General features: G+C 41.6%; 12 protein-coding genes and 3 pseudogenes. 7 read left to right on the forward strand and 8 right to left on the reverse strand.

All coding sequences use genetic code 11. From position 1 onward, the window contains the following. Window positions 1-165 precede the first annotated feature (165 nt). Entirely contained in the window at window positions 166-1,554 is a 1,389-nt protein-coding gene (locus V7L29_RS23680; RefSeq protein ID WP_334736979.1) for a cytochrome P450, read from the forward strand. Between the two features lie 170 nt (window positions 1,555-1,724). On the opposite strand, the gene V7L29_RS23685 is transcribed toward V7L29_RS23680, so the two are convergent. Both V7L29_RS23685 and V7L29_RS23690 read right to left on the reverse strand, forming a co-directional pair. Next, window positions 1,725-7,421 (reverse strand): AAA family ATPase, encoded by a 5,697-nt coding sequence (locus V7L29_RS23685; RefSeq protein WP_334736980.1) that lies wholly within the window; start codon window positions 7,419-7,421, stop codon window positions 1,725-1,727. A gap of 640 nt (window positions 7,422-8,061) precedes the next feature. Further along, the gene (locus V7L29_RS23690) at window positions 8,062-8,745 is read right to left on the reverse strand and encodes a response regulator (RefSeq protein WP_334688445.1); all 684 of its coding nucleotides are present in this window, start codon (window positions 8,743-8,745) and stop codon (window positions 8,062-8,064) included. A 367-nt stretch (window positions 8,746-9,112) separates the two neighbouring features. On the opposite strand from V7L29_RS23690, the gene lipA reads away from it, so the two are divergent. Together lipA and V7L29_RS23700 are read left to right on the forward strand one after the other, a co-directional pair. Next, complete coding sequence (gene lipA, locus V7L29_RS23695) at window positions 9,113-10,066, forward strand: lipoyl synthase (protein WP_334688444.1); 954 nt, start codon at window positions 9,113-9,115, stop codon at window positions 10,064-10,066. A 196-nt stretch (window positions 10,067-10,262) separates the two neighbouring features. Beyond that, entirely contained in the window at window positions 10,263-10,400 is a 138-nt protein-coding gene (locus V7L29_RS23700) for a photosystem I protein PsaX (protein ID WP_334688443.1), read from the forward strand. A 21-nt stretch (window positions 10,401-10,421) separates the two neighbouring features. Here the strand turns inward: V7L29_RS23700 and V7L29_RS23705 are convergent, their stop codons facing one another. Further along, entirely contained in the window at window positions 10,422-11,288 is an 867-nt protein-coding gene (locus V7L29_RS23705) for a branched-chain amino acid ABC transporter permease (protein WP_334688442.1), read from the reverse strand. A gap of 206 nt (window positions 11,289-11,494) precedes the next feature. Here V7L29_RS23705 and hrmK point away from each other — a divergent pair, with 206 nt between their 5' ends. Both hrmK and larE read left to right on the forward strand, forming a co-directional pair. Continuing rightward, window positions 11,495-13,327, forward strand: a complete 1,833-nt coding sequence (gene hrmK / locus V7L29_RS23710; protein ID WP_334736981.1) for a hybrid histidine kinase/response regulator HrmK — start codon at window positions 11,495-11,497, stop codon at window positions 13,325-13,327. 132 nt (window positions 13,328-13,459) lie between these two features. Then, complete coding sequence (larE, locus tag V7L29_RS23715) at window positions 13,460-14,290, forward strand: ATP-dependent sacrificial sulfur transferase LarE (protein ID WP_334736982.1); 831 nt, start codon at window positions 13,460-13,462, stop codon at window positions 14,288-14,290. Between the two features lie 31 nt (window positions 14,291-14,321). On the opposite strand, the gene V7L29_RS23720 is transcribed toward larE, so the two are convergent. Beyond that, the gene (locus V7L29_RS23720) at window positions 14,322-14,678 is read right to left on the reverse strand and encodes a DUF4864 domain-containing protein (protein ID WP_334736990.1); all 357 of its coding nucleotides are present in this window, start codon (window positions 14,676-14,678) and stop codon (window positions 14,322-14,324) included. A gap of 69 nt (window positions 14,679-14,747) precedes the next feature. Continuing rightward, window positions 14,748-15,803, reverse strand: a complete 1,056-nt coding sequence (locus V7L29_RS23725; RefSeq protein WP_334688439.1) for an SGNH/GDSL hydrolase family protein — start codon at window positions 15,801-15,803, stop codon at window positions 14,748-14,750. Window positions 15,804-16,402: 599 nt separating this feature from the next. On the opposite strand from V7L29_RS23725, the pseudogene V7L29_RS23730 reads away from it, so the two are divergent. Continuing rightward, window positions 16,403-16,573: pseudogene (locus V7L29_RS23730) on the forward strand (helix-turn-helix domain-containing protein); the annotation flags it as partial. 429 nt (window positions 16,574-17,002) lie between these two features. Continuing rightward, window positions 17,003-17,215 (forward strand): hypothetical protein, encoded by a 213-nt coding sequence (locus V7L29_RS23735; RefSeq protein ID WP_190728355.1) that lies wholly within the window; start codon window positions 17,003-17,005, stop codon window positions 17,213-17,215. An 80-nt stretch (window positions 17,216-17,295) separates the two neighbouring features. Here V7L29_RS23735 and V7L29_RS23740 read toward each other — a convergent pair. The 3 genes and pseudogenes from V7L29_RS23740 to psaB all read right to left on the reverse strand — a co-directional run. After that, a pseudogene (locus V7L29_RS23740) lies at window positions 17,296-17,553 on the reverse strand (DNA methyltransferase); the annotation flags it as partial. Window positions 17,554-18,230: 677 nt separating this feature from the next. Beyond that, window positions 18,231-18,989: pseudogene (locus V7L29_RS23745) on the reverse strand (DUF262 domain-containing protein); the annotation flags it as partial. A gap of 143 nt (window positions 18,990-19,132) precedes the next feature. Then, window positions 19,133-21,358, reverse strand: coding sequence for a photosystem I core protein PsaB (gene psaB / locus V7L29_RS23750; RefSeq protein WP_334690171.1), 2,226 nt, complete (start codon window positions 21,356-21,358; stop codon window positions 19,133-19,135). Between the last annotated feature and the right edge of the window lie 61 nt (window positions 21,359-21,419).

Consider the following 21,419-nt stretch of genomic DNA (forward strand, 5'->3'; position numbering starts at 1 on the left):
CTTTTTCATCAGTTCTAATAAATACAAGGTTTTTGTTAGCTATGTGATTATATTGATTGGGTTTTTAGGTTTTGAAGCTTCACTATAAAACCTTGATTTTAATGCCATAGCATAAAGAAGCAGTATAACCCTTATCTCATGATATCTCCTTACCCTTTCCATTAAATGCAACTACCTAATCCTCTAAAAACCCCCTGTTTTCTCCAAAAGCTCCAGTGGGTTATTGACCCTGTAAGCTATATGGAAAATGCAGCTCAGCAATATCCTGACATTTTCACAGGTAGGATAGTTGGTTTTGGGGATACTGTAGTATTCGTGAACCATCCCCAGGCAATCCAAGAAATTTTAAGCAATGATAGAAAAAAGTTTGTAGCGGTCGGCAAAATGAACAAAATTGGGGAACCCTTAGTAGGGGAATATTCAGTTGCCTTACTAGAGGGTACTCGTCACAAACAACAGCGACAACTTGTGATGCCTGCTTTTCATGGAGAGCGAATGCGAGCCTATGGTCAACTGATCTGTGATCTGTGTACAAAAGTTTTTAATCAGTTACCACTAAATCAGCACTTCTTGGCTCGGAACTTAACACAGGAGATAACCCTACAAGTCCTTTTACAGGTTGTCTTGGGCTTGAATGAGGGAGAAAAACTTCAAAAACTTAAGCATCTATTGCCGCAGATGTTGGATCTTTTTCGGTCACCTTTTAGTTCTAGTTTATTGTTTTTCTCATTCTTGCAAAAGGATTTAGGAGCTTGGAGTCCTTGGGGAAAATTCCTGTGCGATCGCCAGCAAATTGATAAATTGATCTATGCTGAAATTAGCGAACGCAGGGAGCAAAATGATTCAGACCGCATCGATATCTTATCCATGCTGATGTCGGCAACGGATGAGGCTGGTCAACCGATGACGAATCAAGAGTTGCGCGATCAGTTGATGACTCTAATGGTTGCCGGATATGAAACTACAGCAACGGCAATGGCTTGGGGATTGTATTGGATTCACCAAAAGCCCCTAGTCCGTGAAAAACTGCTCCAAGAACTGGACACTCTCGGTGATTCCCCAGATCCCATGAGCATTTACCGACTACCTTATCTCACAGCTGTTTGTAATGAAAGCTTGCGAATTTACCCCATTGTAATGTTCTCTTTCCCTAGAGTAGTGCAAGAACCTGTAGAACTGCTGGGACATCCTTTAGAGCCTGGGACTGTAACGCTTCCGAGTATTTATCTCACTCATCAGCGTGAAGATTTATATCCCCAACCGAAGGAGTTTCAACCAGAGCGCTTTTTAGAACGGCAATTTTCTCCCTATGAATTTCTGCCCTTTGGTGGTGGTGTCCGTCGTTGTATTGGCGAGGCTTTGGCTATATTTCAAATGAAGCTAGTATTAGCAACGGTCTTGTCACACTATCAGCTGGCGCTAGTTGATCAACGGATAGAACGGCCTCAGCGTCGAGGTTTTACCCTTGCGCCAGCCAGTGGAGTCAAGATGGTAATTACAGGACGACGTGCGCCTCAAGAGTCTTTAGTAAATATGACAACTACACCGGTCTAGTAGCTTGTCAAAGTTGTTTTGATGAGTCTTAGAAACCACCCAGTTTTTGTGACAAACTGGGTTTTTAGAATTGTATGTTGGGTAGAGCGGAGCAAAACTCGACAAACTTCCAAATGTTAGGTTTAACTTTGCTTAACCCAACTTTGTATTTTAAAAGAAGTGTTACTAGTCTAGATATCTGACTGTTGCATCGGGATCTCAATCACGAACACAGTCCCCTTTCCTAATGTGGAATCGCAGGTTAAACTACCCTTGTGTTTGTCCACAATAATCTGATAGCTAATCGACAACCCCAACCCCGTGCCACTTCCTACCGACTTGGTGGTAAAAAATGGGTCAAAGATTTTCTGCTGCACCGCTTTTGTCATACCAGAACCGTTATCGGCAATCCGAATTATCGCCGTCTTAAAATCTGTTAGTTCAGTAGAGATGTGAATTTGTCTTACTTTATGAGAAGCCGATGACGCGTCTATCTCCTTTGTTATTTGTTCTTTGTCATTTACCAGTGATGAATGACCAATGACAAATGTTTCTTCTAAAGCATCGATCGCATTACTCAAAATATTCATAAACACCTGATTAAGTTGTCCAGGGTAACAAATAACTTCCTGGAATTTTCCGTATTCTTTGATGACTTCAATTTCCGGAAAATTGCTCTTGTCTTTGAGTCGGTGTTGTAAAATCATTAAGGTGTTGTCTATTCCCTCATGAACATCTACAGGCTTCATTTCAGATTCATCTAGGCGAGAAAAGTTGCGTAAGCCTAAAACAATATTCCGAATACGCGAACTCCCCACTTTCATTGAATCTAGAATCTTTGGCAAGTCTTCTGCTAGGAAATCTATGTCAATCTCTTCAGCTTTCTCTTCAACTAAAGGCGAAGGACGGGGATATTCCTGCTGATAAACAACTACCAAATCCAGCAAGTCTTGGACATACTCACTAGCATGATTAATATTGCCATGAATAAAGTTAATGGGGTTATTGATCTCATGGGCAATTCCCGCCACCATTTGTCCCAAAGAAGACATTTTTTCACTTTGAATCAATTGGATCTGGGTACGTTGCAATTCCTGTAGAGCTTGTTGTAAACAGTAATTTTTGTCGTTGAGTTCCTGCGTTCTTTCCTGGACTTTTTCCTCTAGAGTATGGTTGTATTCCTCCAAGCTTTCTTTAGCTTGTGCCAAATTTTTGTAGAGGATAGCATTCTCTAGGGATATTGCTGCTTGAGTGGTGAGGAGTTTGAGGACTTCTACGCGATCACGTGTAAATGCCCCTGTAGTCAGATTATTTTCTAGGTAAAGAATCCCAATCAATTTGCCTTGATTGATAATAGGTGTAGACAACATGCTCTTGGGTGCTTCATTAATAATATAGCTATCATCTGCTACAAAGGAAGCAGCCATTGCATCATCAATAACCAAGATTTCTCTGGAGCGTTTAACGTAGTTAATCAAACTAATAGGAACATCATAGCTTGACTCTAGGGAAGTTGATGGAAACTCAGTGTAGGTCTGCTCAAAATTTGAACTTGAACAAACCGCCATGACAGTTAATGCTAAGTTATCACCTTCGCTCAAAATTAAAGCGCATTTAGAGGCTCCTGCATTCTCCATCACAACTTCCATCAAAGTAGAAAGTAATTCCTCAAGCTCGATTTTCCCAGAGAATGCTTGAGATGCTTTAATAAATGCGGCTAAATCCAGATAATCAGAAATACTTGTCTTCGAGCCAACAACAGTTTGTTGATTACTCAGGGTCGATAAAGATGATATAGATGTGTTATTGAAAGAAGTGCTTTCCTCGCTGGAATGGATACTCAATTTTTGTTGCTGGAATATAGGAGCGAGTAATTGGGGATAGCGTTTTGCCAAATCGTCAACTTTGGCGATCGCTCCCCAGTGAATGTAGCCATAGTAGGCATCAGTTAGGTAGGTTTGGGCAATCTTCTGTTTGCCCCATTCTAGATAAAATTTAGCAGCAAGTTCGTTAGCAAGAGCTTCTTCGTTGATATACTCATATTCTTTAGCAAAGGCGATCGCGCGATCGTAATTACCCATTGCCTCAATATATTGATCAAGAACTCGATGCCGCTCTGCCTCAACCAAATAAAACTTATGCAAATAATTCATCGGGGCATGATTTGCCCAGTGCTGCATCTTTTCCTGATTGACAACAACCTTGTTTAGGATTTGTTTTTGTTCAGATTCCTCGACATCAGAATAAACTGCCAGTCTAGCTAGTGAATCATAAAAATGGAAAATAGGAAAAACTAACTGTCCTATCCCGCCATGCAAATAATTTTCTGCCAAGCTAGCATTTTCAACCGCTTGAGAGTATTTCTGAAATAGGCAACACAGATGCAGTTTAGTTAGATACAAATATAACAGTCCCATGCCATCGTTTGCTTCAAGGTGAGTCGGCAACATTTTCTCTTCATCGTAGGCTTCACCAATTAAAAGATGCGGATTTTCCGCAGTACCTATCAAGTTCAAGACACTCTGCCGATAAATCGAGCTCCAGTTAAATACTGTTTCTTGCTTGATTTGACCGATCGCACTGTTGTAAATTGCCATCTCCCGTTCCAGTCCGGTCAGTTCTCTACCGATAAAATATGAACAGTAAGAATAAACATTAAGAGCATAGGCCGCATATTCTAAATCTCCCGTTTCTAGTCCAGCAGAGTATGCTTCCAGCAAAGGTTTTAAGTTTTCCTTGGCATGCTCCTTCCAATGCCGGATAGCAGCATTAAATACCTCTATGACCTTAGCTTTGACTTCTTTAGCATTAAAGCGAGTTAACAAACTTGCAGCCAGTTTACCAAATTGATAACCAAACTCAATATCTCCTACTACCCCGCAGAGTATTACCCCGTAAGCTACATAGGCATAGGCTGATAAGGAAGTGTTACCATATTTAAGCGATAAATTAATCTGTTTAAAAGCAAACAAGGGATAAATTACAGGAAAAGCTTGATAGGCATGACCAAGTGCACTCGATAGAATACGCATAGATGCTAAAGCTTGGGACTCTGTCATCTCAGGCAGGTCAATTAAATCCTCAATACGCCTGCGGTTAAGATTTGATGTTAACTCTGCCATTGCTAGCTGAACATCTGACTGGCTTGGATGCGAAGGAAACTCCACTCCCAAAACCTTCAAAAAGGCTAGTGCAGTATTGACGGCTTCTAGTGCTTGATTCTGCGCCCCATAAGCCTGAATTTTGACTTCATAAACTTTTACTTTTTCCAGTAGTGTTTCACGTGCCAACACCACCTTTGCTAATTGTTCCATCTGTTCAAAGTTGCCAGCTAGATATGCTGCCTCTGTCGCAGTCTCATATAAAGCCAGGCTAAGATGATGTTTCGTCTCCCAGCTATTACCTGCTAGCAGTTGGATGCCGATAGTTAAATACTTAACGGCAGCGGGATAAGCTGTTGATGCTAAAGCTTTACGTCCAGCAATTAGATTCATCTGGGCGAGTTCATCACGTTTAGCCTGATGGGAGATGAATTCTACTGCGATATTAAACTGATTGACAAGCTCAAAAATCTTTTCTCCTCGTTCTGCAACTGGGATATTGCTCAACAGCAGTAGTCCAATTTTTAAGTGAATTGGCTTTTTTTGTTCTTCAGGAATCAAAGAATAAGCGGCTTGCTGCACTCGGTCATGGACAAATTTATATTTAGGTAGCTGTAAATTAGAGATTGGGAATTGTGTAGATTCTATTCCATGAACAATGAATTCTTGATTACTATTATCTTTGGAAAAAATATTGTAATTTTCAGTCTGTGGTAAAACTAGCCCATCAAGTAATGCTTGCCACAAATCTGATGCTGTGTCTACTACAGATTTTTCATTTACGATCGCCAGAGTTTTTAAGTCAAATTGATTCCCAATACACGCAGCCAGCTTCAATACTTTTTGGGTATTTATTGGCAACTTTTCTATTTGCAGGGCGATAAATTCTACTACATCATCTGTGAGAGCTAATTCTTTGACTTTTGAAATATTATACTGCCAATAACCAACATCAAAATTTAATACAATTAGTCCGTCATCGTGTAAAGACTTAATAAATTGGACAGAAAAGAAGGGATTGCCTTTAGTTTTGGCAAATACCATCTGCGTGAGAGGAACAGCAATTAATTCAGGACAATGAAGGGTATCAGCAATTAGATGATTTAAATCGTCCTGATTTAAGGGTGTAAGGGTAATCGTATTAATGATAGCTTTTGCTTTTTTAATCTCCTGTAGTGTCAAATAAAGCGGATGTGCCTTTGAAACTTCATTATCTCGATACGAACCAATTAACAATAAACCACCCTTAGTTTCGCGCATCTGTTCTGTCTTTTCTGAAAGAGAAGACAACGTGCTTTCACAGATTAATAATTGAATTAATTTCAAAGATGCCGTATCTGCCCATTGCAAATCATCCAGAAAAATAACCAGGGGATGTTCTTTTGTGGTGAAGATTTTGATGAATTTTTTAAACAATAAATTGAAACGATTTTGGGCAGCACTCCCAGAGAGTTCTGTAACTGGAGGTTGCTTACCAATAATCTGTTCGAGTTCAGGAATTACATCAATAATCACCTGAGTTTGTGTACCCAATTCTTGCAAAAGTTTGGCTTTCCATTGTTGAATTTTGGCATCAGTTTCCGAGAGCAGTTGCCCGATTAAGTCCCGAAAAGCTTGCACCAATCCTGACAAGGGAATGTCACGTTGAAACTGGTCAAATTTTCCTTTGATGAAGTAACTACTCTGCCGTACAATAGGTTTGTGGACTTCATTGACCACAGCAGTTTTGCCAATGCCAGAGAAACCCGCGACTAATATCATTTCTGTTGCCCCCTCTGTCACACGCTCAAAAGCAGTGAGTAGAGTCTCAACTTCACTTTGGCGGCCATAGAGTTTTTCGGAGATTACGAAACGGTCTGAGATATCCCTGACGCCTAGTTCAAAGGGTGGAATATTTCCTGTTTCTTGCCACTGGCTTTGGCACACCTCCAAGTCATGCTTTAACCCCAAAGCACTCTGATAGCGGTCTTCGGCATTTTTTGCCATCAGTTTGCTAATAATGTCAGACAAAATTGGCGGAATATCGGAGTTAATCCGGCTGGCTTTTAGCGGTTGTTTGGCAATGTGAAAGTAAACTAACTCCATCGGATCTTTAGTGATGAAGGGTAACTGTCCGGTGAGGAGTTGAAAGAAGGTGACACCGAGGGAATAAAAATCAGTGCGGTAGTCAATACCTCGGTTCATTCTTCCGGTTTGTTCTGGAGAAATGTAAGCTAGAGTGCCTTCTAAAATGTTGGGATTCGTGAGAAATTGAATTTCTCTTGGCATAAGGGTGGCAATACTAAAATCGATGAGTTTTATTTCATTTGTGGTAGGGTTTATTAGGATGTTGGCAGGCTTGATGTCTTTGTGAATGATGCGTAGGCGTAGCCCGCCGTAGACATCGCGATGCAGTCCTTCAAGGGTAGAAGCAATTTTAATAGCAATGGGGAAAAACTCATTGAGGGAAAGCCAGTTTTCTTCCTTCTGCTTGTCCTCCAGTCGCCAGTCTTGGAGGGAAATGCCACCAAAATCTTCCATTACTAAGACGTAGCTGTTACGGTAGTTTTCTAAGCTATAGGTTTTGACTATGCCAGGAAGATCAAGGTTTTTGGTGATGATATATTGATTCCGGAACTGGGCAATTTCCGCGAACGTAGGATACTCATTCCGCATCAATTTGAGAATGACTGATTTTTGGTCTTGTTCTCTAATGCCCCGAAAAACTAGGGTTTTACTGCCTAAGTAGATTTGCTCAATGATGCGATAGCCAGGAAATGCATATAATGTATCTAATACTACTAACATTGCGGACTAGGCTGATAATTCTTGTTTCTATGGCTTAGTATTCCCGTGCGAAGACTATCAGTATCATGAAATAGGAAATTTTTTTGTTGAATTTTGATTTTAAAATCTAATTTTTTACTAAATATCTGATATGAAACTATGTAATTATGGAAATGCTAATTTTAGTATAAAGGCATAAAGTTTCCAAGGATATTGCTACCAAATTTATCTGGTAAATATTTGCTCTTGCTCTTTTCGATATGTGGACTATTTATCACGTTTTAATACAGATTTTGTATGTGTCAGACTAAATAAGAAAAAAGCCTGCCGTTCTCTTTAACTTAAGAGCAAACTGCGGCAGGTTTAATGTGTCTAGGGCTGCTTTGCTAGACTAACAACTGAGTTCAACTCCTTCTGCTGCAAAGACGCTATGCGTAACTTGCTTTTCCGTAGAAGTACGGCTAATTAAAAATTCAAAATTCAAAAATTATAGAGGTGGAGATAATCGCTAGTTATTTTTTCCTGTTTTTGAATTTTGTTGTCAACCCTGATTTGTCAACATAAGTGTTTTTGAACTAACTATTTTTACCCGCTTTTAATCGGACACCCATTATTCTAGACGGTGTATTTTCGGCTGCGATAATAATAACAGGCACAAAGACTACTTAATTTTTTGTTTAATAAAAGTCACAACCTGAGTTAGCTGTTTCTTCAAACCATCAATTTCTGCTTGCATTTTGATAATTTTCTCATTCAATGCATTAATTTCTGTGTCAGAGGCTCCTCTGGCACTAGGAGTTGCAATCGGAGTATTTGCAGCAATAGGAGTTGCGTTGCTTGCCGCCGTAGGCATCGCAGCATTGGCGACGCTAGGGGCTACTACCGTACCATTGGCGACACCAGAAGTTGCAATTGTGCCATTTTTGACAGCAACCCCGGCTGTTACTGGAACTAGTTCTGGGCGTGGCTGTTTTGCCTTGGTCATAGCTAATTTAATTGCGCTAATTAGTTGCTTCTGATCAAAAGGCTTGCCCAGAAATTCAAAATATTCAAAGGGTTCTGTGATTTTCTCGGTCACTTCTTCCTTGCGACCAGACATGATCACCAAAGGAATTTTTCTTAACTCTGGGTGAGCTTGAACTTGCTGGAAAACCTCCCAACCACTCATTTTAGGCAACAGGAAATCCAGCATAATCAGGCTGAGTTTTTCCTGAAGGATGAAATTTAGTCCTTCCACACCGTCTTTTGCTTCCAGTACCTCAAAATTGCCTGGAGGCAACATTTCTCGTACTTTTACCCTGACAACTGTAGTGTCATCGATAACTAAAATCTTGTTGCTTGCCACGACTGTTTGCTCTAACAGAAACTTTAAGTGTAAATAGCGGCTTTGCCGATTGTCCTTGAGAATTCTCCCACTATATACAAAATTTCTAGCAATTGGGGGATAGTATATTTCGGTATAAATGACATTGCTAGAGGTGTTTTACAAAACTTTTGCTTGCGCTCTTTTCAATTTGTGTCATGGTGATATTTAAGGCTTTAGCTTTGATCTAAGGCATAAGGGACATGAGGACACGGAGACATAGTGACACAAAGAACACGGTGACTTGATTAAGAGCGTTCCCGCGTCTCCCGCTCCCTGCCTCTATTCTTATTTATCATTTGTTAATTGACAGACCACTACTCTATATCCGCATCTTGCTTGGATGTCTATGATTTCATCACAACAAGCCGAACTAAAGTCTGAAATTACGGCAATGCCTAGCTGGTTACGTCGCCCGATTGGCAAAGCCAGTGAAATCTCTACCGTACAACGCATTATTAAGCAGCGCCAAATTCACACGATTTGCGAAGAAGGACGCTGTCCCAACCGGGGAGAGTGCTACGCCCAAAAAACTGCAACTTTCTTACTAATGGGGCCTACTTGCACACGCTCTTGTGCTTTCTGTCAAGTAGATAAAGGTCATGCACCAATGCCTCTTGATTTAGAGGAACCCCAAAAGGTAGCACAGGCGGTGCAGCTTTTGGGATTACGTTATGTGGTGCTGACTTCTGTAGCCCGTGATGACTTGCCCGATCAGGGTGCAGGGCACTTTGTGAAGACGATCGCGACTATCCGCCAGTTAAACCCAGAGACTCAAATTGAAGTGCTGACCCCAGATTTTTGGGGTGGTGCTGGTGTTGGAGAGTCAGGTCAACGCCAGCGGATAGCTATGATTGTAAAAGCCAAACCAGCTTGTTTCAATCACAATATTGAGACAGTGCAACGGTTAACTGGGCCAGTGCGCCGGGGAGCCAAGTACGATCGCTCGCTCTCGGTACTGGCTATGGTCAAAGAAATCGATTCGACAATTTCCACCAAATCAGGTTTGATGCTGGGACACGGAGAAACTGTCGATGAAGTCGTTGAAGCAATGGCTGATCTTAGGGCTGTAGGGTGCGATCGCTTGACTATCGGGCAGTATATGCGTCCTTCTCTAGAACATCTGCCAGTCCAAAAATATTGGACTCCAGAGGAATTCGATCAACTCGGCAGATTAGCATGGGATATGGGATTTAACCATGTTCGTTCTGGACCTCTGGTTCGCAGTTCCTACCATGCTGGAGAGGAGGGAGTAGAGAGTGGGGAGCAGGGGGAGCAGGGGGAGCAGGGGAAGAAAAAATAACCAATGCCCAATGATGCCAGTTGCTTCTCCTGTCGGAGACGCTGCGCGAACAACGGAGGAAACCTCCGCAACGCACTGGCTCCCCAATGCCCAATGCCCAATTTTCAACTTCACACAAATATTCTTAAAGAATTTGGATATTTGGTACACCAGTTTGGTATTTCTTAAAAAGTCCTGACATTAGGAGAACCGCATTATGACTGCTAAAGCTAAGAATTCCCCAGTTGCCGACAGTGGAGCTAAACCTCCCTACGCCTATCGCACAGGCTGGGCACTGTTCTTGTTAGCTATCAATTTCCTGGTAGCAGCCTGGTATTTCCACATTATTGAATAATTAGAAGTGGAGTGGTGCTGCTCAAATCGTTCCTTTGAATAAACCTTTGGGACGAATGAGCAGCACCAAAATCATAATCAATAGTGCTACACCTTGTTTATACTGTGAACCCAACCAAGGAGTGCTGACTTCTTGGACGATGCCAATAATAAAAGCTGCCGCGATCGCACCGTAAGGGTTGCCAATTCCACCCAGAATTACTGAGGCAAATAATGGTAAAATTAAAAACCATCCCATATTCGGGCGCACGGCTGTAATTAACCCATACATACTACCGCCCAAGGACGTAAGAGTGCCAGCAATTAGCCAAGTCCAGAAAATTACTCGGTCAACATTGATACCTGAAACCCTGGCTAAGTCCAGATCGTCGGCAACTGCTCGCATCGCCTTACCAATTTTGGTATTTTGCAGCAGGTAATGCAGCGCCAAAATTGCTAGCACCGCCAATCCCAATACCAATAATTGATTTTGCGGCACCTTTAAACCCAAAATATCTAAAGCTGGGGTAACAGGTAAATTATAATTTTGGTTCTTGCCACCCCAGATAAAAATAATGCCATTGCGAAGAAATAAGGCAAGTCCGATAGAAATTATAATCAGCGTAGTGGAAGTAGCACGGATAGAGCGCATCTTTGACCAGAGTAATTTTTCCGATAACAGCATTGCTGCTACTGTTCCCGCCGCCGCCAGGATCATCGACAGCCAAATATTGACTCCAATAGTGTTTATCAGCCAAGTCAGATAGGCTCCTAAAGTTAAAAAGTCACCATGAGCAAAGTTAGATAGCCGTAAAATTCCATAGGTAAGAGTGAGTCCGACTGCGGCTAGAGCAATAATGCTCCCTACTGCAATCCCATTAACGATTAGTTGGGCGAATTGTGTATCCATAAGTCTTAAGTTGCTTTTAAAAAATTTTAGGTCAGTAGTTCATAGAATAATTTTTTTGGTCTAGCTGCGAAATACGACATCATAAGTTATGGTTAATAACAACATAAGTTATGGTTTATAAATAAAAAAGAATTGTCCGCTAATATACATAGAATCCTGTTCGGATTTTTATGCGAAGCTAAACTCGTTCAGCGGTCTAGTTGACCATGCAGCAGTATTCAAGCTTACCAAACCAGAATTCACACATAGATACAACGCCAAAATTTTTGACAACAATTGAGCAACTTCGCGCACAGCTGTGGCTGGAGAGCAGCTTGAACCAGTTGCAAAGTCGCCTTAATGATTGCCTGCTTTCTGCTTGTAATACAATCCCACAGGCAGAAGCCGCACAAGCGGAAATTTTCCAAACTGTGGTCAATGAGATTAACAGTGCTGTTTATAGCAGTAATCTGGCGCTTACAGATTGTGCCGTAGGCATTGCTCTATTTCAACCACAAGAAACTGTTGCCACAGTTTGCTATGTTTGTTCTCCATCCCTAAACCCACAACCTCTATTTCTAGAAGTGCTAACAGCAGAAAAAAAGCTGCTGTTGAGATTGCAAGAGGTTATAGAACTCGAAGATTTGCAGCAGCTTGAGAATCAACAACCACCGAGCGCTTGGCGGTTAGCTGATGATTCTGGCAGCCTTATGGGCTGGCTAATTATTGCCGCAGCACCCCTAAGCTTGGATCGTGAGTCGCTCATAGAATCACAAGCTCAACTCAGATCACAATTGATGACAAGGTCTGCTAAGCAATGTACTACAGCCTTGCTACAACTTAGACACATCTTATCTTGGCAGCAACAGTATCAACAGTTAAGCAACTCTAATCAAGAATTGGAGCGCACTAATCAACTCAAAAATCAGTTTCTGGCAAACACCAGCCATGAAATTCGCACACCGCTTAGTTCCATTACTGGGTTTACCCACCTGCTTTTAGCCCCAGGGTTTGAACCAACTAAAGAACGCCAGCAAGAGTATTTAAATATTATTCAGTCTAGCGGCAAGCACTTGCTAGCTCTGATTAATGATATTTTGGATCTCTCTAAAATTGAAGCAAATCAGCTGGAAGTGCAGTGGGAAACAGTAGATGTGCCACTGCTGTGTAGCAATGTTTTGGCACTGGTGAAAGAGAAAGCCGCTAATAAGGGTTTGCAACTGTGCCTAGAACTTGAACCCGATATTACAACCTTAGTAGCCGACTCCTTACGACTCAAGCAAATGCTGTTGAATTTACTCTTCAATGCCCTAAAGTTTACTAGTAAAGGAAGTGTTGGCTTACAAGTTGCTCCCAAAGGTGTATTTGTGCATTTTACAGTTTGGGATACTGGTACTGGCATTTCCCAAGAAGACCAAGCTCAACTATTTGAACCCTATTTCCAAATTGCCAAGGCCGTAGCTGGTGGTGTTGAAGGTACTGGTTTAGGTTTAACAGTGACTCGGAAACTCGCCGAAATTCACGGTGGTTCTGTGAAAGTGGAATCTGAAGTAGATCGCGGCTCCCGTTTTACCCTTGTACTTCCCCTTAAGCAAGAGGCCGGAGTGGGGGGAGCAGGGGAAGCAGGGGAAGCAAAATTTTCCTCATCTCCTCTGCCTTTAACCCCTAGTTCCTCTGTAGACATTTTGCTGGTAGAAAACGACTTATCCAACGCTGATATGATGCAAATTTATTTACGTAAATTGGGATATCAGGTGACTTGGGTTAAAAATGCTGCCGAGATGTGGGAAGCTCTAACACAGTTAGACCCGGCGGTGATTTTAATGGATGTTTATCTAGCAGATGGAAATGGTCTTAACTTGGTGCAACAACTGCGAGAAAATGAGCAATATCGGACGATTCCGGTAATAGTTCAAACAGCAATGGCGATGAAAGGCGATCGCGAAACTTGTCTAGCAGCTGGAGTAGATGACTATATTTCTAAACCGATTGATTTACCACTTTTAGCCAGTCTGGTGGCCAAGTACAGCAAACCATCAATAGGGGAAACAGGGGAGTAGGGGAGGCAGTGCGGTCTTCTCTACGAGACGCTACGCGAAAGGGGTTTCCCCCAGGAGCAACTGCCGTCGAGCACAGAGAAATGACTACAATAGAAATTGTTGGGTGCTATAGGGTTTTGGCAGGATTGGGAAATGATGCTAACAGAAAAATTTGAGCAATTAAGAGCCTTATTTCTAGAAATGGAGCAGGCGTTGATTGCCTACTCTGGGGGCGTTGATAGCACTTTGGTTGCCAAAATTGCTTATGATGTGTTGGGCGATCGCGCTTTGGCTGTCACTGCTGTTTCTCCTTCGCTGTTGCCAGAAGAGTTGGAAGATGCCAAAATTCAAGCCGCAACTATTGGGATTCCTCATAAAATCGTCCAGACTCACGAGATGGAAAATCCTAATTACACCTCTAATCCTGTTAACCGCTGTTATTTCTGTAAAAGTGAGTTGCACGATACTCTCAAACCTTTAGCTTTACAGTTAGGTTATCCCTATGTAGTGGATGGGGTGAATGCTGATGATTTGCATGATTATCGCCCAGGAATTCAGGCGGCTAAGGAAAGAGGTGCGCGATCGCCTTTAGCAGAAATTAGTCTCACCAAAGTTGAAGTTCGCCAACTTTCCCAACAACTCGGTTTACCTTGGTGGGATAAACCTGCTCAACCTTGCCTCAGTTCCCGCTTTCCTTACGGTGAAGAGATTACTGTCGCTAAGTTACAACGAGTCGGCAGAGCAGAAATTTTCTTAAGAAAGCTAGGTTGGCAGAATTTGCGCGTGCGTTCAGAAGCTGATATAGCACGCATTGAATTACCACCAGAACAAATTAAAGAGTTTGTGTTGACTAACGATTTACAAACATTAGTTTCCGCATTTCAAGATTTTGGATTTATCTACGTAACCTTAGATTTAGAAGGTTATCGCAGTGGTAAGTTGAATCAGGTTTTGAATTGGAATGTCTTGGGCGTTAAACTATAGGATTTTAGTTATATAGAGATAGAGTTTATATTTATTTACCTTCTATAGAAACTAGAAAGCAACCGTTAATCTTCCAGATATTATCTGGCTGTTTTTCCATAAAATATAAAGCCCTCAAGGGAACTCCATCAGGAGCAAGTAGCAGCACTGGTTGAGTTATGTTTCCCTGGATGGTTGTTATCTTCTCAAAAAAGACAGAACGAGGACGGTATACTGCTGGGTAGGTTGTCTTCACCATCTGCATAAAATTTTCTGGGGTTCCGAATTGCGCTTGAATTGCCGGACTAGCGAAGGTAAAAGCGCCTTGGGCATCATCCTTTTTAAAGGCTGCCAATTGGTGCTCAATTACAGAACGTATATTGATGAAATCGCTATCAGTAACTTCCATAAATCTAAAAATTGCGTAGGCGCAGCCCGTCGTAGACATCGCGGTCGCCCCAAGTGTCGGCACGATCGCTCAATTCTGGTGCTGAGTGAGCTTGTATTCTATCTGCTGTAGTGCCAATCGCCACACATCATAACCTTCTTGAGACAGGTGCAACCCATCTGTGGTTAACTCTGGGCGCAAATTGCCTTCTATATCCGTAAACCAGCTATAAATATTTAGATAATTAGCGCCTTCTTGTTTGGCAATCAGGGTTAGTTGTATGTTGATGTGACGAATGCGGCTATTGGAAAGTTTTGGTAAGCGAGTAGGCAAAATTGATTGGACAATGATTTGAGCTTGTGGGTGAGTCTGTCGTAAACGACGGACAATTCGGCGATAATTACGCAAAATTGTTTCATCACTAGCGCCTTTTCGTAAGTCGTTAATCCCAGCCATGATGTAAATCACATCCGGCCGCGTTGCCGAAAATGCCCCCAATCTTTTTAAAACGCCATTGGAAGTATCTCCAGATATGCCTTGATTCAGCCACAATTTCCCAGCAGGCAGTTTTTCTCTAGGAAACCACATGCTTAAAGAATCACCAACTAAGATACTCAGATGATTTGCACCTTGACCTTGAGCGATCGCTCTAGCTTCTAAAGCTAATAAACTTTTCCAGTCGTCATAAGTTAGTTGACGTTTCTTGATCGACTCCCACAAAGATTGCAAATTATCACTATCTACGCGTGTATAAATCTGACCTGTTTTCAGAGCCGCCAATCTTTGGTAGTAAAGTTGATTGCCAGATGTCAGTGAGAGACCAGCTGCTTGGGCACTGGGGTTGAGTGATGACTCTGTTGGGGCTGGTAATCCTTGACTGCTGAATTCTGGTACGCTAGGGACGTTTTTCTCACCTACTGTTGGCTGCGAACTTTTTAGGGGTTGGAACGCTTGGCCGCTGAGTTCTGGTAAGGAGAGATCAACGCTCTTGATAATTTTCGTACTGACTATTGTCTGCGAACCCTGTTTTAAATCCCACAGGAATCTAGAACTTTCTGGGAGGACAATTGACAGATGTGGAAGAGCCGATGCTGGTATTGCTAATCCTGTTAACAAGCCTGCTGCCAACAGATAAGGGTCCCTCATCGCTTTCTCTCTCCTCTACTCACTGCTTTTCCCTATCACAGCATTAGTTGCCTGTATTCAGGAAAATTTTACTTCGCTTAAGTTATTATTCTTATTTACACTCTGTAGTTGTGTAAAGCGTGTTTACGAGATTATATTTGACAATTTACGATCTCTTTAAAGTACAGTTTTTCTGGTGGTATACAAGTCTGATTTGTGAGGATACTTTTAGTGAAAGCACTATTTTCACGAGCCAACTACTTTCCATGACTCAGTTGTCACAAATATTGTAAGTGTGTGCGAACTCGGCGATTAGTGGGCAATTTTTGAGTATCTCAGAACAGAGGTTTTTGTTTTTGACATTGCTAATATGGTGAATAACCATTTGATTTCAGATTTCCAGATTTTAATAAATTGTGGCGATCGCATTAGAGTTTGCTAGAGCAAGAGCCGATGTCTGACGATAAGCCGTTTCTCTACGAAACTAAGGCGTAGCTTGCTTCTTTGCAGGAGTACACGTCTACCCTTTTTAATTTCTCATATGAAATTGAGCGGTGCAGATGCATCAGTTCTCAAATATGGGATTAGTTAGATTAAAGATTTGAAAATTAGTACAACATAAAGGATGGACACTAAAAGAAGTTTCTGACCCTTCTGGGGGAATTTACAGCACAGTTAGAAGTTATGCCCGTCGTCCAGGAATGACAACGGTTGACTTGACTACCATTCACAAATTAGTTCACACCTTTGATGTGACGATTGAAGACTTAGTAGAAATTCTAGAGGAATAGACAAAAGTTTAATTGTTGAGAATATTGATATCATAGGATGGTATGCCCTCAATCAGCAAGTATTAAGTTTGCCATACTGAGAATTTGAGAATTCACTCAAAAAAGAGGTTAGACCCTCAATCAAATAGGTTTAGAATAACCTGGGGTCATTTATAGCACTGTTAGACACTATATCTGTATGGTGGAATGACAAAAGTTAAATTTATTTTCATCCAAAACTAGGCTCTTACGTTTGATACCATGATTGAGGGTTTGATATAGATTGTCTAGTAGTATGACAATGCCCTGCACTTAGAACAGGTGTTCTATATATACGTAATTTAAAATTTATGTTTACTGATTGAAGTATGAGTTGAAACACATTTAAATTAAGTTTTAACTCTAAAGAATAACCTCATTGGAAGTGCTAAGATTTAGGCTAAATCATTAGTGTTTTCTTTTTCTTCTGTGGCAAGAGCTAGTACAGCGATTGGTGTCAGTCCCATTATTAAGGAGATTGTGCAAAAACAGGCACATTCGACACGTTTAACCCTGAAAGAAGTTATTCTCATGGGAATGTTAGCTATTGACAAACTAGATGATCAAGGTCGTCAAGAGCTAGCAGATCAAGTCCATCAAATGCAGGTGAATGGAGAAATTTAATTGAGTAGTTATGAGTTACGAGTTATGAGTTATAAATTTTAACTCCTCACTCCTAACTCCTGACTCTTCACTTAATTTGGTTATTGGCTAAATCGATAACGACTTCCCATTACATAATTCTCATTAATTTCAAAAGATATCCATCGGCGTTGCAGAGTCTGTGCAACAAAGCCGATTGTATTAGAACCTGCAAATGGATCTAATATCATATCACCTTCATCAGTTAATAATTTGATGAAAAACTAGGCTAATCCTTGCGGAAAACATGCTGGATGGGCCCTAATTTATGCTGTTTTGCAGCGTCGTAAATAAGCGCTATTAGATTCAATATTAGCAATTTATAATAACTTAACTTTTGTATTAATAGAGATTCAAAAGTTCCATCAGGAGCATACTTATCCTGTACCACTTTTAATTCATTTCTTAAAGTAGGAATTTTATATTCTTGCGGTGCTTGTCTAATCAATTTTGCGTGGTCGTAATATATAGTAGATATTTTTTCAGCGTGTCCTCCTACAATAGTAATATAGCGGAAAGCAAAGCGTTCTAGAATGTCTATGATTTCTATAAATTCCTTTTCCGAAAGACAGTGATAAACACTAAGTAAGAGTGGTATACAAAGTGTATGCCTTAATACTTTTATCAAACATTGTTGTCTTTCCTGTTGCCAATCTGAAGCAGTAGCATTTCGATAAGGCCACCGTAGTTCTGATATTTCTATAAAAACTTGTTGTTCATTTTTTATATCAGAAATAGTATAAGATACTTTTTTAGCTTCCTCAGTATCAGCAATCTCTAATACCAGTCCAGATGGAAACTTAAATATATCATCTCGAAATGTGTCTGCCAAATTTCTCTTAGCTGCACCCTTACCCTGATGAGATGCATAGTAATTTCTAAAGAATTGCTCTACATCTGTAGCTGGATAACTAAGTATTGTATCCCAGTTATCTTCTGCAAGTATTTGTTCTCTCTCGTGTTTTTCTAGTAATTCAAGAGTATCTGAGCGAAGCTTATTTCCATCACTCAACTCTCTTCCTCTATCATTTAGTACGGCAAATAACCTGTAAGCTTCACTTCTGTCCTCACTAACTATATAAATTACATAACAGTCTTCTATAACTGATTTTCGTAATTGTAGAAGAGAATTAAGTTTATCAGAGACACTTGATTTACTAATATCATTGAGAATTTTATTAATAAGCTTTGTCCTAATAGAATCCCATGCAGTCTGTAATTTTTTATGAGAATCTCGTGACGATTTAGGACTACGACCATTTATCAAGTCTTCAAAAAAGACATAATCTGCTTTTGACAGAGTAAGACGAAGACGTGGCTGTAATTGGTTATTTATTACTTCTTTGTATTCCAAGTATTCATCTTTTGTTGTACTCGCATAAGATTTAGCTGCTTGCGAGGTTTCTGTATCTTTTTCAACTTCAGCTTCATTAGCAAGTGACTCGAATGCCTTAACAAGGGAGGCAATTGTCATTGTGAAAGTTGCTAGCCTTTGCTGGCCATCAACTAAATCGTAAAGATTTCCTGTATAACTGTTGGGTATATGCTGTTTGATACTAACTAAGCCACCAAAAAAATGTTTTCTTGGCTGGCTAAGATCAATTTTTCTTGCATTATATAGCACCAGTAAATCTTTGATAAAATCATCAATTTCTTCTTGCTCCCAATCAAAAGCTCTTTGATATTTTGGTACTTTAAAAGGAATTCGACGACAAAACAAATCTCCTAAAGATGTACTTTCAGGCTGCATAGTCATAGTTTTTATACAAAGTTTGTATCTTCTTTCATTAATGTAACAAACGAGACGAAAGGTTGTATGTAGTCATTGACTAAGTAATAAAAATCCCCCACCTTGCAGCAGGGGATTTTTATTACTTACCTACAAAACTAGCAGCCCAATTAACCGAACTTACCAGCAGTAGAAGCAATCAAGAATGCTGCATAAGTTACGACGTAGCCAACTGTGAAGTGAGCTAGACCAACTACACGAGCTTGAACAATAGACAGAGCCACGGGCTTGTCTTTCCAGCGAACTAGGTTAGCCAGAGGAGTGCGTTCGTGTGCCCAAACAAGGGTTTCAATCAACTCTTGCCAGTAACCTCTCCAGGAGATTAAGAACATGAAGCCAGTAGCCCAAACTAAGTGTCCAAACAGGAACATCCAAGCCCAGACAGACAGGTTATTCACGCCGTAGGGGTTGTAACCGTTAATCAACTGAGCGGAGTTAGCCCAGAGGTAATCGCGGAACCAGCCCATGAGGTATGTAGAGTTCTCATTGAACTGAGCTACGTTGCCTTGCCAAATGCCTAGATGCTTCCAATGCCAGTAGAAGGTCAACCAACCGATGGTGTTGAGCATCCAGAAGGTAGCGAGGTAGAAAGAATCCCAAGCGGAGATGTCGCAAGTACCGCCACGACCGGGACCGTCGCAAGGGAAGGCATAACCGAAGTCCTTTTTATCGGGCATCAGCTTAGAACCACGGGCATCCAAAGCACCTTTGACCAAGATCAAGGTGGTGGTGTGCAGACCTAAGGCGATCGCATGGTGTACCAAGAAGTCGCCAGGGCCAATTGTTAAGAACAGGGAGTTAGTACCAGCATTGATCGCATCTAGCCAGCCTGGTAACCAGACGTTAGCGTAGTTGGGCCATGCTGTGTAAGCAATACTATCTGGGTTAGATAGCAAGGTGTCTAAACCGTACAGTACCTTACCGTTAGCAGCTTGGACGAATTGAGCAAACACTGGCTCAATCAGGATTTGCTTTTCAGGAGTGCCGAAAGCAACTACTACGTCGTTGTGTACGTACAGACCAAGAGTGTGGAAGCCCAAGAAAAGGGATACCCAGCTGAGGTGGGAGATAATCGCTTCTTTGTGCTTCAACACGCGCTCAAGGACGTTGCCCTTATTTTGCTCTGGGTCGTAATCACGTACCCAGAATATTGCTCCGTGGGCAAAAGCACCAAGCATCAGGAATCCAGCAATATACTGGTGATGCGTGTACAACGCTGCCTGGGTTGTATAGTCCTTCGCAATAAATGCGTAGGAAGGCATGGAGTACATGTGCTGTGCTACCCATGAAGTAACAACACCTAATGCTGCTAAGTGCCACCCCAACTGGAAGTGCAGGGAGTTGTTGTAGGTGTCGTAGATACCTTGGTGAGGTAGGTTAAAAGGACCTTCAACAGGAATACCAAAGAAATTCTTGGCATTCAAGGCTTCTTTGAGACTGTGACCTATCCCAAAGTTTGTCCGGTACATATGACCAGCGACGATGAATAGGACTGCGATCGCTAGGTGATGGTGAGCTATGTCAGTCAGCCATAAAGCTTCTGTCTGAGGATGGAAGCCACCTAAGAAACTCAGAATCGCAGTTCCTGCGCCTTGCGATGTCCCGAATATATGTCCAGGAGTGTCAGGGTTTTGAGAGTAAACACCCCAGTTGCCTGTAAAGAATGGTGTCAAACCTGCTGGGTGGGGTGGGGTAGATAGGAAGTTATCCCAACCTACGTGCTGACCGCGAGATTCGGGGACAGCAACGTGAATTAAGTGACCAGCCCACGCCAAAGAACTAACACCAAACAAACCTGCTAGGTGGTGGTTTAGCCGATGTTCAGCGCTCTTAAACCATGCCAAGCTAGGACGGTATTTGGGTTGCAAGTGCAGCCAACCAGCGAACAATAATATCGCCGCGAATAGCAGCAAGAACACTGAACCGTTGTACAGTTCGCCGTTCGTCCGCATTCCGATGGTATACCACCAATGGTAGAGACCAGAGTAGGTAATGTTTACCGGATTGCTAGCGCCAGCTTGGGTAAAAGCTTCGATCGCTGGTTTACCAAAATGGGGGTCCCAAATCGCGTGGGCGATGGGACGGATATGAAGGGGATCTTTAATCCACTGTTCAAAGTTACCTTGCCAGGCTACGTGGAACAGGAGGCTGGATGCCCACAGGAAGATGATTGCCAAGTGACCGAAGTGAGTTGCGAAAATCTTTTGGTAAAGATTTTCTTCCGTCATGCCATCATGGGTTTCAAAATCGTTGCCTGTAGCGATCGCATACCATATCCGACGAGTCGTCGGGTCCTGTGCGAGATCCTGGCTAAATTTGGGAAATTTTGTTGCCATAGGTTTAATAAATCCTCTGACCTTTAGCCATCAAGTACCTGTTGGGATAGTTAGGAGTTAT

Source organism: Nostoc sp. (genome assembly GCF_036916575.1).
Taxonomy (GTDB): domain Bacteria; phylum Cyanobacteriota; class Cyanobacteriia; order Cyanobacteriales; family Nostocaceae; genus Nostoc.

Coding starts and splice junctions, on each gene's coding strand:
- V7L29_RS23680 (WP_334736979.1), top strand. CDS start 166: ATGCAACTACCTAATCCTCTAAAAACCCCCTGTTTTCTCCAAAAGCTC.
- V7L29_RS23685 (WP_334736980.1), bottom strand. CDS start 7,421: ATGTTAGTAGTATTAGATACATTATATGCATTTCCTGGCTATCGCATC.
- lipA (WP_334688444.1), top strand. CDS start 9,113: ATGATTTCATCACAACAAGCCGAACTAAAGTCTGAAATTACGGCAATG.
- V7L29_RS23700 (WP_334688443.1), top strand. CDS start 10,263: ATGACTGCTAAAGCTAAGAATTCCCCAGTTGCCGACAGTGGAGCTAAA.
- V7L29_RS23705 (WP_334688442.1), bottom strand. CDS start 11,288: ATGGATACACAATTCGCCCAACTAATCGTTAATGGGATTGCAGTAGGG.
- hrmK (WP_334736981.1), top strand. CDS start 11,495: ATGCAGCAGTATTCAAGCTTACCAAACCAGAATTCACACATAGATACA.
- larE (WP_334736982.1), top strand. CDS start 13,460: ATGATGCTAACAGAAAAATTTGAGCAATTAAGAGCCTTATTTCTAGAA.
- V7L29_RS23720 (WP_334736990.1), bottom strand. CDS start 14,678: ATGGAAGTTACTGATAGCGATTTCATCAATATACGTTCTGTAATTGAG.
- V7L29_RS23725 (WP_334688439.1), bottom strand. CDS start 15,803: ATGAGGGACCCTTATCTGTTGGCAGCAGGCTTGTTAACAGGATTAGCA.
- psaB (WP_334690171.1), bottom strand. CDS start 21,358: ATGGCAACAAAATTTCCCAAATTTAGCCAGGATCTCGCACAGGACCCG.